Consider the following 16,624-nt stretch of genomic DNA (forward strand, 5'->3'; position numbering starts at 1 on the left):
GGTGACCGATGGGCACCGCGCGGATGACGTGCGCCGCAACAGAGACGATCTTTTGGGCGGCGCTAGAAGATCATGCAGGGCGGCGCGAACGATGCTAGGCTGAGCAACTTAGAAGTGCACACAGAAAACCTCACCCTATGAATAGGAGTGTAGCCGAAGCATGGGACTCCGTCAAGCGGACGCTGTCAACCCCAGCCGCGATGATTCCGCGCCGATGCGCACCGAGCAGGCGTACGTGTCCCGCGTGTACGCCCGGCTCGACGTCGAGCGGGCGAAGGCCGAGGCGGCGCTGCGCGAAGGCCCGGCGGCGGGCGGCGGCGCGGCGTTCCAGGCGCGGGTGGAGCGCGCCGTCGCGACCGACGAGGCGGCCCGCCGGCTCGCCCGGCTCGGCGGTGTCGAGCACGCCCTCTGCTTCGGCCGGATCGACCACCGCGGCGGCGCCGGCGGGCCCGGCGACACGTTCTACATCGGCCGCATCGGCCTGCGCGACGAGGACCACGAGCCCATCCTCATCGACTGGCGCGCCGCCGCGGCCCGGCCGTTCTACACCGCCACGCCCGGTGCGCCCGGCACCCTCGCGCGCCGCCGCCACCTGCACCTGCGGCACCGCGAGGTCGTCCGGCTGGACGACGAGGTCTTCGACCTGGAGGGCCTGGACGAGGCGGAGCGGCGCGGCATCGTCGGCGAGGCCGCCCTGCTCGCCACCCTGCGCCGCGGCCGCACGGGCCGGATGAGCGACGTCGTCGCGACCATCCAGGAGGAGCAGGACCAGGTCATCCGCTCCGGCCTGCACGGCGTGCTCGTCGTCCAGGGCGGGCCCGGCACCGGCAAGACGGTCGCCGCCCTGCACCGCGCCGCGTACCTGCTCTACACCCACCGGGACGTCCTCGAACGGCGGGGAGTGCTCGTCGTCGGCCCGAACGCCACGTTCCTCCGCTACATCGAACAGGTCCTTCCCGGCCTGGGCGAGACCGACGTCGCCCTGGCGACGGTCGGCGAGCTCTACCCCGGTCTCAAGGCGACCGCGCGGGAGGTGCCCGAGGTCGCCGTCGTCAAGGGCGACCTCCGCATGGCCGACCTTGTGCAGGCGGCCGTTCACGACCGGCAGCGGGTACCCGCGGGCGGCCTCCATGTCGACGTGGAAGGCCTCATCCTCACCCTGGACGTCGAGAAGTGCACGCAGATCCGTGATCGTGCCCGCGCTGTGCGCGTCCCCCACAACGTCCAGCGGCGCCGCTTCGTCCACGACATGCTCGAAGCCCTCGCCGTCGACCGCGCCGAGCAGTACGACCGCATCATGGACGAGCCCCTGGAGGAGATGGCGAAATCCGGCGGGCTCCCCGACTGGCTCCAGGAACTCATCGACGAGGCCGAGGACGAACCCCTCCTGGACGAGACCGACCTCCGCCTGGCCAAGGAGGCCCTCTGGCAGGACGCGTCCGTCCACAAGGCGCTCAACGAACTCTGGCCCGAGCTGACACCGCAGCAGCTCCTGACCGACCTCTACGCCTCCCCCGACACCCTCGCCCGCCTCGGCGACCAGGTCGGCCTCGACTGCGCGCCCCTGCACCGTCCGGCCGGCTCACCCTGGACCGTCTCCGACGTCCCGCTCCTCGACGAGGCCGCCGAGCACCTGGGCGAGGACGACTCCGCCGACCGGGCCCGCCGGCGCGCCGCCGACGCGGCCCGCGCCGAGGAGGAGCGCTACGCCCGCGAGGTCATCGAGACCGCCGGCACCACGAACCTGCTCTCGGCCCGCGACGTGATCTCCGCGGGCGAGCTGGCCGAACGCCACCACGACGACGGCCCGCCCCTCACCACCGCGCAGCGCGCCCTCGCCGACCGCGAATGGGTGTACGGCCACGTGATCGTGGACGAGGCGCAGGAACTCTCCGAGATGGCCTGGCGGACGGTGATGCGCCGCGTCCCCACCCGCTCCATGACCGTCGTCGGCGACATCGCGCAGACCGGCAACGCCGCCGGCGCCGCGACCTGGGGCCAGATGCTCGACCGCTACGTCCCGGGCCGCTGGCGGGAGCAGCGCCTCATGGTCAACTACCGCACCCCGGCCGCCATCATGCGGGTCGCCGCCGGCGTCCTCGCGGCCGTGGACCCCGGCCAGACGCCGCCCGAGCCCGTCCGCGACGACGGCCCGCCGCCCACCGCGGTGGCCCTGCCGGTCACCGGCCTCCCAGCGCTCGTGCGGTCCGAACTCGCCCTCGTCACCGACGACGCCTCCGCCGAGGGCCGCCTCGCCGTCATCGCCTCCGGAGCCCGCCACGCCGCCGTCCTGGACGCCCTCCCGGACGCCGCCGCCGGCGCGACCCCCGAGGCGCTCGACTCCCCGGTCGTCGTCCTCACCACCGAGGAGGCGAAGGGCCTGGAGTTCGACGCGGTCATCGTCGTCGACCCCTCCGGCATCCTCGCCGAATCCCCCAAGGGCGGCCAGGACCTCTACGTCGCCATGACCCGCCCCACCCGCCGCCTGACCCTCGTCCACGACAACGACCTCCCACCCCTCCTAGCGTCCCTGGGCCTGGCCTGACGGCTACGTCGGGGGCAGCTGGATCATCGGCCGCTGCCCCCGTCGGCCGTCCAGTGGGGCCTGCGGAAGGCTCGGCGGCTTCCGGACCGGCGGCAGCGGCCCCAGCTCGATGACACCTCGCTCGTCCAGCGCCCTCGCCCAGTACGCCGCATCCGGCCGCACGCCCCGCGGCCCGGCCGCGTCCGCGAACCGCACCGCCACCTCGGCTGCGATCTGCCCCGGCACGCCCGGCACGCAGTCGACTCGATCGCCCGGACGCAACGCGGACGTCCTCGTCAGGATGCGCGTCACCAGCAGGGCAAGCTTGTACCGGTCGGTGTCCAGATCGGGCCCGGTGGCCGGCTGCTGCGGGTCGTCCCAGTCCGGGGTGAACGGCTGCTGCAGGACGGGCTTCGCCCCCGTCTCGCGAATCCCGTCACAGTCGAGCAGAAAGACGCCCCCGGATGGCGACCACAAGAGGTTGTTCATGGACACGTCACCGACGACCAGCCGCCTGACGTGCAGCAGCCGGAAGAGCGCCACGATGTTGCGAGCGATCTTCAGCCGGCCGTCGGCGTCCGGGGGCGTGATGTCACCCCACATCGCCTTCGGCTGATACAGCAGGTACTGCACCTCGCGGAGCCTCGGCTTGGACGCGGTTCGACCGTAGAACTCCTGCGGAACCTTCCTCATGACGAAGCCCTTGACCGCACCGCCGTCCAGTACCCGCGCCAGCGGCCAGGCGGCCTGGTGCAGCAGACCGTCCCGGTCGGCTTGGGCCATCTCGCCCGGCAGCTCCACCAGCCGCTTCAGCGCGGGCCCGTTCACCCCGGACGCGATGTACTCCTTGTAGACGTATCCGCGCCACGCACCGAGCAGGTCGTGCACTTTTCCCTGCCCGCCGGTACCGAGTTCACCGCCCAACTGAAGGTCGCGCAGTAGAACGTCATCGCCATCAGGCCAGGTCATCGCGCTACCGTCCCCATACGCAAACTGCCGAACGGTCGTCGCCGTATGACTTCGCCCGGAATCCCAGCTGCCATCCGAACTCCAGAATCCCCGGCACCGGACCAGTGCTCCACCATTTGACGAGCTGCTCCCTCACCTCGTCGTTGTGCATCGGATTCGAGAGCCCATCGGTGCACAGGACGAGCACGTCATCTATTCCGAGCATCACCGTGTCGACCTCCACCATCCCGGGTCTCCCTGGCAGCGCGAAGGTGCCGGACTCTTGAACATCTTCGCTCTTATGGGCGTTCGGGAAACACTCCTGGAAAACACCATTCCGCAGCACGAACGCAGTACTATCGCCCACACGCAGGATCGTGGCCGGGTGCCGTCCGTCTGTCGGGGTGGATTCGACGGCCGCCGCGACAAGAGTGGTGGACAGGGTCCTGGGAAAGAGCCCTCGCCCCTCCGCGTAACTCGACATTCTGCCGGCAACACGTTCAGTTATGTTGCGAGCAAAGCGTTGCCGATCGTCCCACGACGGGAGACTTTCGACTTTCTCCAACTCTTCCCGGAGGAGCTGGCATGCCTGCGCCGATCCTTCGTGCGAGTTCGGCTCGCTTCCGACGCCATCCGCGACGCAGGCCAGGATCACATCCGTCTCCCGAAGAACCAGTTGCCAGAGCGCCACCGAGTCCTGTCTGGGCTCGCCGTAATACCGATGCTCGTCGCCACGAAGTGACGCGGCTCGGACGGTCAGCCGCTCGAAGTCCGCCCCATCCAACACCGTGTCCGGGATCGCATTGGGAAGACTCGGGAGGTTCCTGGCTTCCCCGATCTTCGAGTGCGGTCGCCCGAACACAGGAGCATGAGTGAACACCACCTCTGCCGTCGGCGCCACCGGATCCCGCGACGACTGCCCAGAGGACGAGACCTGGGGTGTCGCCAATGTGCCTTGGTCGGCGACCAGGTCCCGCTGGTCGGCTGCCGAAGCCTGCGCGGGCTGGGCGGAAAATGCGTTCTGTTGCGGACACGGCTGAGGTCCCAACATGGACGGCGGCGGGATCGGCGGTGGCAGCGCAGTCTGCCCATGCTGGACGACCGGCAGGTCCGGCTGAGTGGTCTGCGATGCTTCAGCCGTTAGGGCCGCCTCTTCTTCCCCGTGCAGACGCCACTGGTCGGCGCTGCGCGCATCATCAGGCATCGGACCGCGCTCAGATGACATCTGCGGGAATCGTGGTGAAGCCGGGAACTTCGTCCGGCAAAGCCAGACTCATGCTTCCGTCTGCGTTCGCGGTAGTACCGGAGCGGACGATAGAACGGATCAGCGACTGGGCAAACTCCCGAAGGGCATGGGCCGGACCGAGGCTCCCGTCGGATGCGAAGGCGCGGATGGTCGCCACCTGGGCGAGAGTCTTTTCGTCGCGAGCGCCGAACCCGAAGGCCAGGATGTTCGGACGCGGGCCCCACGACGGATCCGTGATCCGCTGGTGCGCAGCCGGCCATTCGGTGGTGTCATTGGGCTGGCCGTCGGTGAGAAAGAAGACCGCCGGCCGTAGAACCTGGTGTCCTTCTGTTTTGAGACGAGCGACATCTTGATCGATAGTTTTTCGGAGAAGGTCGAAAACCGTACCGTAATCGGTCCCACCGCTCGGCGTAACTGCAGGCATTGAGGTGACATTGCTCAGATCTGACAGCGGAAGCAGCACCTGAGCCTCGTGGTTGAAGCTGATCAGGCAGAAGCGAGTCTTATCCGCGACAACTGGATTACTACCGATTTCCTGATGAAGTTCTGGGAGTGACTGGTTGATCGCATTGATCGGTTCTCCAGCCATGGATGATGATTCGTCACAGACCAGATAGAAGGGCAGGACTTGTTCGCTCACGTGTGGGCTCCCTGGGTCAGGTCTTGTAGAAGAGGTAGATGTTGAGCATCACTTCGCCGCCGGAGGCTCCAAGGAGTTGGAAGTCGCGCGTGGCGACGTCGGCGAACAGAGGGCGGTCGGCTCGTGCGAGCAGCTTGTTGACGTCGTGGGCGAAGGCCTCTCCGCCGTTGTTCTGCGCGCCGAAGGTCAGCACGATGCCCGCCTTGCGTCCGCGCAGGCCTGGATTCGCGTGGATCGCGCGGCGCAGTGCCTCGACGGCGCTCCGGCGGCCCTTCCTGGCGTCGTCGGGGTCGATGGCGAGGGTGACCTTGACGAAGCGACGTTCCAACGCCTGCCGGGGCGTCGGGCTGGGGCTGGGGTCGGCGACGGGAAGCGGCGGCGGTTCCTGAGTACCGAGGACGACGATGGCGAACGCGAGGAGGAGGTCGGCGAACAGCCATCCGGCGATCGCGGTCACCGACAACCGCAGGTTCATCGGAACCACCGCCTCCGGCCACCGACCCGGGCGAGTTGATCGCGCAGCCCGTCCACGGCTTGGCGGAGCCGGGCGAACTCGGTGGTGACCTCTCTGGTGCGGTCGTCGGCGAGCGGCAGCCCGGCGAGCAGCCGGTCCAGTTCCGCCCGCATGCTCGTGATGGCCGTGGTCATGCCGCGTTCGAGTTGTTGGACCGACCGTTGCGAATGTCCCTCGAACTGGGTGACGACGGACGGCAGCTCCCTGAGGGCCTTGTCCGTCTCCTCCATCAGCTTCTGGAACGAGTCGATGATCAGCCCGAGGTGATCGGCGGTGGTCTCGTGGCGGTGCGAGTACATGGCACCCTCGGTCCGCCAGTCGTCCAGGGCGGCGCGGATGGCGGCGCCGCTCGCGTCGAGGGCCGTACTGATCCGGTCGCCGAGCCGGTCGCGGTCCGCGTCCGCCGCGGAGCGCAGTTCGGTGGCCGCCTGGGCGACCGCCTTGCGCAGCTGCTCCGCATCGGCGGTCGACGACCGGGTCAGGTCGGCGGCCGCATCGGCGACGGACGTGGTGGCGGACGACAGTTCCGTGAGCCGGCGGCCGACGTCATCGGTGGCCTTCCCGACGCGTTCGGCGGCCGCGCGCATGGCGTCGTCGGCCTTCAACAGCGTCTCGGCGAGCTGCTCGACGCGCTGCATCCCGTCGCGAGTCTGCCGCATGACGTCCTGCGCCGCGCGCTGGAGGTCGTTCGCCACCGCGCCCGCCATGCGCGCCTCGGTGGCCGCGTCTTCGAGGCGCTGCGCCGCATGGTCGACGCGGGACGCGTCGTCCGTCCGGAACCGGCTGAGGTGGAAGTCAGCGGCGGTGAGCGCACCGGCCAAGTCCCGGTTGAGGCGTGCCCGCTCCAGCGCGTCGGCACGATCGGAACGCCGCCGGATCAGAGCCTGGGCCAGCGAGACGGCGATCAGGACGCAGATCGCCAGCAGCGTCCACTGTGCGATGCGGTCGAAGTAGAACGCGCCACTGAGCCGCCCGTCGAAACCGCTCTGCCATTGTTCGAGGAACGACTTGCCGGCCAGGGCCTTGTCGCCTCGGCTGTGCCGGTAGGCGCTCGTCGCCTTATAAAGGCCGAACCAGGTCAGCGTGATCGGCACGAAGATCAGCACGGCGGGCAGCAGATCGAGGACGCTCCCGCCCCAGCGCCGCGTGGTGGCCTGTCGACGCTCTTCGACCGTGTCCTCCCGCAGGAACGCCGCGTACAGGTCGATGGCGGCCCACCGGTCGAGATCCGTCTCGGCTTCCAGATCGTCGGCGAGCCGGAGCAGTTGGGACGAGCGTCCTCTGAGACGTTCCTCCGCCGCCAGCAGCCTCAGACGTTCAACCGCGTCATCGCGCTCGAGCCGGTCCGGCGAGCCGGTTGCCCGGCCCATGGTCACCGTCAAGGAAACGCCCCGTTCCGGTTCTTGTCGGCTAGGCGCCAGGACGCGTAGGCATCCGGCGCGATTCGAACATGCGGATTCTTGTCGATCTATCCGCTTTCTTCCGCGTCATACGCCACAATGGCCGCATTCGGCCCGTTTCGGTGTCCACGGCTGCCCATCGCACGCGGAACTGCTAGGGCGAGGAATTCGGACGGGGGAGCGGTCGATGCGGCATTCCGGGGACGAGATCCCGACACGGCACGAGGCCGGCCCGGTCACCTTCGCGTGGGGTGCCAGGCTGCGGGACGAATGCTGGCGGGCACTGGACCCGCGCGTGCGGGACCGGCTCCATCAGCACGCCGGCGAAGTGATCTGCTGGTGGGCGGCCGACGACCCGGCGGTGGGACGTCCGTCCGCAACCGTGTTCGGGTCGAGAGAACTCTGCTTCGCCACCCCATCCTTCGACGGCGAACGCCCCGTGCACCTGATCTCCGGCTACCTGCTCGATCCCGCATCGTCGCGGACGTATCGAATCGACCCCGCCCAAACCTCGGAAGCCGGCCTTCGATCCGGCGAGAACATGCACGAGGTCGACATCGGCCTGCCGGAAGAAGTACGCGGCATGCTCGGCAACTTGCCGCCTCGCGCCCAGACCTTGCTCCAGGGCCCTTTCACGGGCGGGCGGCACGTGGAAAGCCACGGTTGGCATTATGAGGGCGACGAGCGGACGCTGAACTTCTTCGCCCTGTACCTGGCGGGAGCGGAGAGCATCACGATGGCGACCGGCACCAAAAGCGCCCCGACTCGGGACCCGGGCGGACCGGCTCAATGGAATCTCATCTGCCGCCAGGCGCGAGTCATCGGCCATCGCGGTTTCTGACACACGGTCAGATCAGGTCGGCGCGCAGCGCGCTGGAATCGGGCGCGTCATCCGGCGGCACCGTCCGATGGGCGACGACCGATCGGACGAAAGAGGACGCGAACTCTCTTACGGACATCGCCGGGTCCAGCCTCCCCCACTCGAACGCTCCGATGGTCGCCACGCGGCTCAGAGTCTCGGTCCGCACGGCCCCGAAGCCGATGGCCAGGATGTTCGGACGGTAGGCGGTCTGGGGTCCGGCCAGCCGTTCGTATGCGTCCGTCCAATCGTCCCGCGGCTCGTTGCCCGCCACGAAGATCACGGCGGGCCGGTGAACATCGTTGCCTGCAGCACGAAAGTCCTCGACGTCCTTGGCTATCCGTTCTGTCAGGAACTCGAACACCGGCCCGAACCTCGTGCCGCCGTACGCCTCGAAGCCCGGGATGCGCCGTAGTACCAAGAGATCGACCGACCCTAGCAAGGGGGTGGGGGAGTCGTTGAAACCGACAAGGCTGAATCGCACGGCGGCCGCGAGGGCTGGGGCGGACCGGATCTCGTTCACCAGCTTCGGCAGAGCCTCGTTCAGAGCCGCCATCGGCTCGCCCGCCATCGCGCCGGATTCCTCACAGAGGAGGTACAGCGGCAGCACCCGGCCCGGCCCGGACGTCCTGCGCGGGAAGGCGCGGTCCAAAGGCACCGCCGTGTACCCGGATATTCTTGGGGCGGTCAGATCGATCAGGCCAGGCCATCGGTCGGGGACGAGCAGCGAGCCGCCCGGGCGGGTGGAGGAGCCGAGATGCCGTGCCGATTCGAGCATCGACCGTGCCAGGAAGTCCCCCATCCCCTGCAGTGCCCGCTTGTCTCCCCGGGTGTCCGCCGTCAGGAACGCCGCCGCCGACCCGGTCGTCTCGACGACATACCGGGAGACACTGCTCAACCCGATGCTCACGATGGCCGGTCTCGCCACGAACGATGGGTCGGTCAACCGGTAGTACGCCTCGGGCCAGTCGGCGTCCCGGGGCTCGGCCGCCATCAGCAGGAAGATGGTCGGTCTGTACGGAAGGAGGCCGTCATCCCGCAGGGAACGCATGTCCTGTGAGATGACATCACGGAGCACCGCGAACGCATCACCGAGTCGCACGTCGCCGAATCCGCGCAACCTCGGCGCCCCACCGCCGGCCGTTTCCAGGGGGCCGAGTTCCATCAGGACGCTGGTCTCCTTATTGAAAGCCACCACACCGAACCTCACCCGCTGAGCCGCGACCGGATCGCCCGCGGCCGCCTCCCTGATGCGGGCCACCGCATCGCCGAGAAAGCGTCCGGCGGATTCGGCCATGCCCGCCGATTCGTCGCAGACCAAATAGAAGGGCATGACGTCCCGGGGATCGGGGTCTCGTGGCGCGGGCGGCAGACGTTGTCCCCGCTCGGACGACGATTCCGGCATCGGCCCCCAGATCGAGGCCGGGGCGGAAAAGCTCAGTGCCTCTTCCCACCGGCCAGCATCCGGACGGTCTCGCTCGTGAGCGGTTGCGGCGGCCTCAAAGCACTCGGCCACTCGCTCGGCGATCCCGTCCGGCGTGTTGTCCGGGAGGACCAGCCCTTCACCGGGACGAAGCCTGGGGTCCAGCGCGAGCACACGGCCGATGAGGACCGCCAGTTGGTAACGATCGGCGTCCTCACCCTCTGGCGCTTCCCAGCCGGGAGTGGCCGTCCTGGGCAGGACGCTCGCGCCGCTCGGGGTCCGGAACGCATCGCAGTCCAGCAGCAGGACACGCGGAACGGAGCCGAGTGTCCACAGCACCCTCCCTTCGTGGATGTCACCCACCTGGACGCCGCCCTCATGCAGCAGGTCGAGCAGTCGCGCGAACTCTTTCAGCAGTTCGATGCGCTCCAGAGTGCCGGGCAGCCGTAATCCGATCCGGGACCACGCCGGTATGGGCTTTTTGACCAGATATGACATGTCCTGAGGCGAGAGACGTCCCTCACCGACCACAAAGAACTCCTCAGGCGGCACCGGTATCAGCACGCCGGATACCGATCCGCCGCGGAAGACTCGTGCGGACGGCCACGCCGTCGCCGCCGCCACGATGTCCCGCGACCGGGCGGACAGCCGTCCAGGGAAGGCGAGCAGTTCGCTCAGCGCCCCCGCATCGGGCGATCTCCCCCCGTAATCCTTGTAGGCGTACCCAGGATGGCTCTCGACCTGCCAAAGGTCTCCAGTCCGACGACCGAGTCTCAACGACTCATGGGGAACGTCCGCGAGCTCATCCGGGAACGCGCCGCGCAGATAGTCGGGCAGATCCAGACCGGCCGCCACGAGCCCCCCGCGCATGGCCCGCCGGTGCAGGTCCAGCCAGAGTTCGCGGTTTCCCAGCGACTCCGGGTCCAGTCCCGTCTCTGCGGCGATCTTGCGGCAGGCGACGAGGAAAGGGAACACGAAACCCCACCTCGGAACTTTCCGGCGTTTTCCGGAAAGGACGTCCCAGATGGAGCTGGTGGGAAGTTCCTTGTCACTGGCCTTGGACAGGGCGGTCCACCCTGGTCGGCCCGCCTCCTCACGCAACCGGCGGAGAAGCTCGATGAAGACATCGGCCGCCGGTTCCGGAGAGTGGACCATCGTTCCTCCTAGCTGTCCGGAACCTTCCGGAACCCCTGGTTTCCTCCGGAATTATGGCGGGCGAGACGCGTCGACATCCGAAAACACGCTCCGCATCGATTGGCCATATCCGGCAATGACCAGGTCTTTCGGACATGACCGCCCGTCTTGTAGCCGGTTGCAGCCATGGCGCCTACTCGAAGGGTGAGGATCAATCGTTCTGCATCGCCCGTTCAGAAGTCCTTTCCCACACTGCTGATGGGCGGCGCCGGCTCGCTCTCCGGTCTCGCCGCCACCGGGGGTCCCGATGCGCTCTGGTGGGCTGCGTCGGCGCTGGTGCTGCTCGCGGTCGTTCTTGCGGTGTCCGAACTGATCCTCGGGCACAGACGCGCCATCCGGGAGACCGAGCGGGGCGCTGCCCGGGACGCGGCTGCGGCTCTACCCGCCCAGGCGGCTGCGGCACGTCCGATCACGCCGTCAGAGGCCGCCGATCTGCTCGACGCGCAGTCGAGGCACGAGGCCGTGGTGACCGGGCTCGCCGTGGGGGCCGACCCCGCGGAGCTGGCCAAGCTGGTTCGTGCCCTGCGCGCGCCCGCACAGCCGCCCGCACGGCCGCGCCACGCGGGTAGTGCGCTTCGCCGTGCCACTCGCCACGACCCGAAGTGACGGCGGTGGGTTCACTTGGCGTGTTGTAGGGCGGTGAGGGTCTGGGTTAGTTCGGTTTTGATGATGGCGCCGGCGGCGGCGGGGTCGCCGGTGCGGACGGCGTCGATGAGGGCGGCGTGGGCGGCGCGGCCGTGGGCGGTGTCGGACGCGCGGACGTCCACCAGGGTCGCGAGGTCGAGCAGGCCGTCGCGCAGGACGGGGACGAACTCGCCGAACAGGTCGGCGAGGACGGGGTTGTGCGCGGCGGCGACGACGGCCGTGTGCAGGGCGATGTCGGCGTCGATGAACGCCTCGACGGCCGGGCCGGCGAAGGCGTCGTCGCGGGCGGCGAGGGCCGCGTCGAGCGCGGCGAGGTCGGCGTCGGTGCGGCGCTCGGCGGCCAGTTCGGCGGCGCGGACCTCCAGCATCATGCGGATCTCGTAGACGTCGGCGACCGCGGCGCGGCGGAGCCGGGCGGGCCAGTCCTCGTCCGGCTCCGCCGCGATGACGAACACGCCGGCGCCGTGGCGGGCCCGGACGAGGCCGGCTCCGGCCAGGACGCGCAGCGCCTCGCGGACGGTCGAGCGGCCCACGCCGAGGTCGCGGGCCAGGGTCGTCTCGCCGGGGAGCTTCGTCCCGACCGGCCAGGACCCGCTGGTGATCTGGTCGCGCAGGCGCTGCGCCGCCTGCTCCACGAGAGGGGTGGGCCGAAGGGCGCCGAGCGGAGCTCGTCCCTTCTCCGGTGGCGGGTGGGGGCTGGAGGACGGCGGCATGGCGGCGAGCCTAGCAACTTGTCTGAGGAGCTGAGGTGTGGTTGGGTGGCGGCCATGTCGTGGCGGGTGCTTCTCCTCGGTCGCCGCGGCGGGGCCTGATCCGGACCGGCACCCCGCCGCGGGGTCCGGTGCTGCCGGTCGTCCGGCGATGCTGAGGACAAGCCCCATGAACTTCCCGACCCTGCGCACCCCGTCCGGCCCGGCGGCCGGGCCCTTCTGGAACCCGCAGCGCGGCAGCTCGATGCCGTCCCACCGGTACCGGTCGGTGCACGACCGCGTCCCGTCGCCCGTCCCCGAGGTCGAGCGCACCTGGCCGTCCCGGCGGATCGAGGCGGCGCCGCTGTGGGTGCCCGTCGACCTGCGGGACGGCAACCAGGCGCTGGCCGAACCCATGGACACCGCGCGCAAGCGCCGCATGTTCGACCTCTTCGTGGCGATGGGCTTCAAGGAGATCGAGGTCGGCTACCCGTCGGCCAGCCGGACCGACTTCGACTTCGTCCGGCACCTGGCGGAGACGGGCCTGCCGGACGACGTGACGCCCGTCGTGTTCACCCCGGCGCGGCGCGAGCTGATCGAGCGGACCTTCGCGTCCGTCGAAGGGCTGCCGAGAGCGGTCGTCCACCTCTACACGGCGACGGGCCCGGTCTGGCGGGACGTCGTGCTCGGGTCCGACCGCGACGGTGTGAAGCGGCTGGTCCTGGACGGCGCGGCCGACGTGGCGCGGCTCGCCCGGCCCGGCGTGCGGTTCGAGTTCTCGCCCGAGACGTTCAACGTCACCGAGCCCGACTACGCGCTGGAGGTGTGCGACGCGGTCACGGAGCTGTGGGACGCCTCCCCCGACCGCCCGGTGATCCTGAACCTGCCGGTGACCGTGGAGATCGCGACCCCGAACGTGTACGCCGACCAGATCGAGTACATGCACCGGCACCTGGCCCGGCGGGACGCGGTGATCCTGTCGGTCCACCCGCACAACGACCGCGGGACGGGCGTCGCCTGCGCGGAGCTGGCGGTGCTCGCGGGCGCGCAGCGGGTCGAGGGGTGCCTGTTCGGCAACGGCGAGCGGACCGGCAACGTCGACCTCGTCACGCTGGCGCTGAACCTGCACGCGCAGGGCGTCGACCCGATGATCGACTTCTCCGACATCGACGGGATCCGCCGGACGGTCGAGCACTGCAACCGGCTGCCTGTCCACGAGCGGCACCCCTACGGCGGCGACCTCGTCTACACGGCGTTCTCCGGGACGCATCAGGACGCGATCGGCAAGGGCATGGCCCTGCACGCCCGCCGCGCGGAGGAGTCGGGGACGCCGCCGGAGCGGCTGCCGTGGGACGTCCCGTACCTGCCGATCGACCCCGCCGACGTCGGACGCGGCTACGAGGCGGTCATCCGCGTCAACAGCCAGTCCGGCAAGGGCGGGATCTCCTACCTGCTGCGCACCGGCTACGGGCTCGAACTGCCGCGCCGCCTGCAGATCGAGTTCTCCCGCGTGGTGCAGCGGGCGACGGACGGCAGCGGCGAGGAGATCACGGCGGCCGAGCTGTGGGACCTGTTCCGCGCCGAGTACCTCCGGCCGTCCGGCCCGGTCGCCGTGACGGGCTGGCGGACGTCCAGCACTGGTCCTGCGCGGCACGACTTCACCGGTGTCATCCGCGTGGACGGCGACGAGCGCGAGCACACCGGGACGGGCGACGGCCCCATCGACGCGCTCGCCGGCGCCCTGTCGTCCGCCGGGATCAAGGTGGACGTCCTGCAGGTCACCGAGCACTCCGTCGGCTCCGGCCCGAGTCATTCCGGGGGGACGACCCCCCGGGCTCCCCGGCACGAGCATGGTGCGCGCGCCGTCGCCTACGCCGAATGCCGCGTCGACGGGGTGACGTCGTGGGGCGCGGGCCTGGACACGTCCGCGCCGTCCGCCTCGGTGGAGGCCGTCCTGTCGGCGGTGAACCGCGCGAAGCGCTAGTCGCGGCGGCCGAGCGAGCGCCGCCAGGACAGGCCGGTCCCGGGGATGCGGAAGGTGATCTGGCGGCGCCCGTCCGCCGAGCGGGTGTAGCGGGCGCCGCGCGCTCCGACGCTGTGCCCGACGCCCTTCTTGGACAGGTTGATGCGGAACGGTCCCATCCGGATGGCTTTTCGATAGCTCCAACCCATGCGGCGGGGGATGCCCGGACGCTCCCCGGACATCCTCTGCCCCGCATCACGGGCAGACCGAGACCATGGTTTCGGACAGGCCGGAGGACGCAACGGCAGGAGGTGACCAAATCCGGTCCGAGTTCGTCGTGCACCGCCCTTTACCGGACGCCGCGGGGCGAGGAGCGTGTGCCTCCGTAGAGATCATTTTCTCAGCTCCCCGGAGGTGCGGGTTGGCCAGGCGATCCCTGAGACGAACCCGGCGGACGATGACGGTGGCCGCGCTGACCGGCGCCGCGCTCGCCGCCGCGGGCGGCGGCGCGACGGCGCTGGCCCAGCCGTCCCCCACGATCGTGGTGAAGGACGGCGTGACCCAGCCGGTCTTCTCCTACAAGGACGCGATACGCGAGCACGTCTACGTCGAGTCGAGCGTCGACAGCGACCGGGACGGCAGGAAGGACCGCGTCAACGTCGACATCATCCGGCCCAAGGAGACCGAGCACGGCCTCAAGGTCCCGGTGATCATGGACGAGAGCCCCTACTACGACAACGCGGGACGCGGCAACGAGGGCGAGCTCAAGACCTACGACGCGAACGGGAACCCGGTGAAGTTCCCGCTGTTCTACGACAACTACTTCGTCCCGCGCGGGTACGCGTTCCTCGCCGTGGACATGGTCGGGACGACCCGCTCCGACGGCTGCCCGGTCAGCGGCGGGCCCAGCGACGTCCTCGGCGGCAAGGCCGTGGTCGACTGGCTCAACGGCCGGGCGAAGGCGTACAAGCCGGACGGCACGCCGGTGAAGGCCACCTGGACGACCGGGCGCACCGGCATGATCGGCAAGTCCTACGACGGGACGCTCGCCAACGGCGTCGCCGCGACCGGCGTCGAGGGGCTGGAGACGATCGTCCCGATCTCGGCGATCAGCAGTTGGTACGACTACAGCCGCATGAACGGCGTCAAGTACACCGACGACGAGCAGCCGTGGCTCGCCTCCTACGTCGACACCGACCCGCCGGAGAAGTGCGCGGCCGTCAACGCCGACCTCGACGCGGGCGAGGACGACGCCACCGGCAACTACAACGCCTACTGGAAGACCACCGACTACCGGAACGGAACGATCGCCCGCGCCTCCCGCGTCCGCGCGAGCATCTTCGCCGCCCACGGCGTGAACGACCTGAACGTGAAGGACGACCACTTCGCCGAATGGTGGAACGCGCTCGCGCGGCGCGGCGTCGAGCGCAAGGTATGGCTGTCGCAGCGCGGCCACGTCGACCCGTTCGACGTCCGCCGCGACGCGTGGGTGGACACCCTGCACCGCTGGTTCGACCACGAGCTGCAGAAGATCCCCAACGGCATCATGCGGGAGCCGCGCGCCGACATCGAGATCGGCCCCGACCAGTGGATCACCCAGCGCGACTGGCCGGCCCGCGACGCCCGCGACATCGTCCTGCGCCCCGGCGCGGACGGCACCCTCGGCCTGGAGCGCGCCGCCCGCGGCACGACGGCCGCCTTCACCGACGCCCCGGGCCCGCGCGGCTTCGGCCACTCCGAGAGCGCGATGGTCGCCGACCCGACGGCGTCCCTGCCGTTCCGGGCGGCCTTCGTCTCCGGCCCCCTCCCCCGCACCGGGCGCCTGTCCGGCACCCCCGACGCGCGGCTGAGGATCAAGCTCGACAAGCCCACGTCCAACTTGACCGCGCTGCTCGTCGACTACGGCGAGGACACCCGCGTGAACTACCTCGGCGCGGGCGCCGGCATCCGCACCCTCGCCACCGAGGACTGCCACGGTGAGAGCACCCCCGCCGACGACGCCTGCTACAAGCAGACGGAGGTCGCCACGGTCACCTCGCCGGTGAACGTGGTCGCCCGCGGCTGGCTGGACGCCCAGAACGCCCGCTCGCTCAGCCACCCGAGGCCCTTGCAGCCGGGGCGCTACTACACGGTGAGCTGGGAGACGCTCAGCCAGGAGTACCTGCTGAAGAAGGGCCACCGCCTGGCCCTCGTCCTCGCGGGCACCGACGCCGACTACAACTACGAGCAGCCGACCGGCGCCCAGGTGACGGTGGACCTGCGCGGCAGCTCGATCACCGTCCCCGTCGTCGCCGCCGAGGACGACCCGGCCGCCATGGTCGCCCCGCCCGAGCGCAGCGCCCCGTGGCGCGGCCCCTCGGAGGTGAACCTCCCCGTCCAGGAGCGCGACCTCCGCTGACGGAGAAGGCGGGCCCGCCGCGCATCCCCAGCGCGGCGGGCCCCCTGCCCAGGCCGTTCCAACACCGCCCGAAGCGCCGCGAGGACGTCGCGGCGGCGCTCGTCAGGGGGTGACGTCCTCGCCGGGATCGAGGAGGTGGAGGCGGTCGGGCCGTGCGGGCGGGCACGCCGCCGCGCCACCG

The 16,624-nt window shown here is 70.1% G+C and carries 13 protein-coding genes; 5 read left to right on the plus strand and 8 right to left on the minus strand.

All coding sequences use genetic code 11. The annotated features are described in order from the left end of the window. The first annotated feature begins 214 nt into the window (after positions 1 to 214). Positions 215 to 2,545 (plus strand): HelD family protein, encoded by a 2,331-nt coding sequence (locus tag ABFX46_RS19160; protein WP_346043826.1) that lies wholly within the window; start codon positions 215 to 217, stop codon positions 2,543 to 2,545. Positions 2,546 to 2,548: 3 nt separating this feature from the next. Here the strand turns inward: ABFX46_RS19160 and ABFX46_RS19165 are convergent, their stop codons facing one another. The 5 genes from ABFX46_RS19165 to ABFX46_RS19185 are packed head-to-tail and all read right to left on the minus strand — an operon-like array spanning position 2,549 to position 7,242. After that, positions 2,549 to 3,493 carry a hypothetical protein gene (locus ABFX46_RS19165; RefSeq protein ID WP_346043827.1) on the minus strand — a complete coding sequence of 315 codons (945 nt, stop codon included), beginning with the start codon at positions 3,491 to 3,493 and terminating at the stop codon, positions 2,549 to 2,551. 4 nt (positions 3,494 to 3,497) lie between these two features. Further along, positions 3,498 to 4,697 carry a protein phosphatase 2C domain-containing protein gene (locus ABFX46_RS19170; protein WP_346043829.1) on the minus strand — a complete coding sequence of 400 codons (1,200 nt, stop codon included), beginning with the start codon at positions 4,695 to 4,697 and terminating at the stop codon, positions 3,498 to 3,500. Then, positions 4,687 to 5,358 (minus strand): vWA domain-containing protein, encoded by a 672-nt coding sequence (locus ABFX46_RS19175; RefSeq protein WP_346043830.1) that lies wholly within the window; start codon positions 5,356 to 5,358, stop codon positions 4,687 to 4,689. Before ABFX46_RS19175 ends, ABFX46_RS19170 begins: the two co-directional genes overlap by 11 nt. A gap of 16 nt (positions 5,359 to 5,374) precedes the next feature. Beyond that, entirely contained in the window at positions 5,375 to 5,833 is a 459-nt protein-coding gene (locus tag ABFX46_RS19180; protein WP_346043832.1) for a hypothetical protein, read from the minus strand. Beyond that, complete coding sequence (locus ABFX46_RS19185; RefSeq protein ID WP_346043833.1) at positions 5,830 to 7,242, minus strand: hypothetical protein; 1,413 nt, start codon at positions 7,240 to 7,242, stop codon at positions 5,830 to 5,832. The genes ABFX46_RS19180 and ABFX46_RS19185 overlap by 4 nt, the downstream gene beginning before the upstream one ends. A gap of 217 nt (positions 7,243 to 7,459) precedes the next feature. Between ABFX46_RS19185 and ABFX46_RS19190 the strand changes: the two genes are divergently transcribed. Beyond that, on the plus strand, positions 7,460 to 8,113 hold the full coding sequence (locus ABFX46_RS19190; protein WP_346043835.1) for a hypothetical protein: 654 nt from the start codon (positions 7,460 to 7,462) through the stop codon (positions 8,111 to 8,113). Between the two features lie 7 nt (positions 8,114 to 8,120). Here ABFX46_RS19190 and ABFX46_RS19195 read toward each other — a convergent pair whose 3' ends face one another. Then, positions 8,121 to 10,709, minus strand: a complete 2,589-nt coding sequence (locus ABFX46_RS19195; protein WP_346043837.1) for a hypothetical protein — start codon at positions 10,707 to 10,709, stop codon at positions 8,121 to 8,123. A 183-nt stretch (positions 10,710 to 10,892) separates the two neighbouring features. Between ABFX46_RS19195 and ABFX46_RS19200 the strand changes: the two genes are divergently transcribed. Continuing rightward, complete coding sequence (locus tag ABFX46_RS19200) at positions 10,893 to 11,354, plus strand: hypothetical protein (protein ID WP_346043839.1); 462 nt, start codon at positions 10,893 to 10,895, stop codon at positions 11,352 to 11,354. Positions 11,355 to 11,365: 11 nt separating this feature from the next. Here the strand turns inward: ABFX46_RS19200 and ABFX46_RS19205 are convergent, their stop codons facing one another. Further along, the gene (locus ABFX46_RS19205) at positions 11,366 to 12,106 is read right to left on the minus strand and encodes a FadR/GntR family transcriptional regulator (RefSeq protein WP_346043840.1); all 741 of its coding nucleotides are present in this window, start codon (positions 12,104 to 12,106) and stop codon (positions 11,366 to 11,368) included. Between the two features lie 166 nt (positions 12,107 to 12,272). Here ABFX46_RS19205 and leuA point away from each other — a divergent pair, with 166 nt between their 5' ends. Next, positions 12,273 to 14,066 carry a 2-isopropylmalate synthase gene (gene leuA / locus ABFX46_RS19210; protein WP_428831275.1) on the plus strand — a complete coding sequence of 598 codons (1,794 nt, stop codon included), beginning with the start codon at positions 12,273 to 12,275 and terminating at the stop codon, positions 14,064 to 14,066. On the opposite strand, the gene ABFX46_RS19215 is transcribed toward leuA, so the two are convergent. Continuing rightward, positions 14,063 to 14,287 carry a DUF4236 domain-containing protein gene (locus ABFX46_RS19215; protein ID WP_346043841.1) on the minus strand — a complete coding sequence of 75 codons (225 nt, stop codon included), beginning with the start codon at positions 14,285 to 14,287 and terminating at the stop codon, positions 14,063 to 14,065. The two genes, leuA and ABFX46_RS19215, sit on opposite strands and share 4 nt — an antisense overlap. A 215-nt stretch (positions 14,288 to 14,502) precedes the next feature. Here ABFX46_RS19215 and ABFX46_RS19220 point away from each other — a divergent pair, with 215 nt between their 5' ends. Further along, positions 14,503 to 16,443, plus strand: coding sequence for a Xaa-Pro dipeptidyl-peptidase (locus ABFX46_RS19220; RefSeq protein WP_346043843.1), 1,941 nt, complete (start codon positions 14,503 to 14,505; stop codon positions 16,441 to 16,443). The last annotated feature ends 181 nt before the right edge of the window (positions 16,444 to 16,624 follow it).

The organism is Actinomadura chokoriensis, from assembly GCF_039529475.1.
Taxonomy (GTDB): domain Bacteria; phylum Actinomycetota; class Actinomycetes; order Streptosporangiales; family Streptosporangiaceae; genus Spirillospora; species Spirillospora bangladeshensis.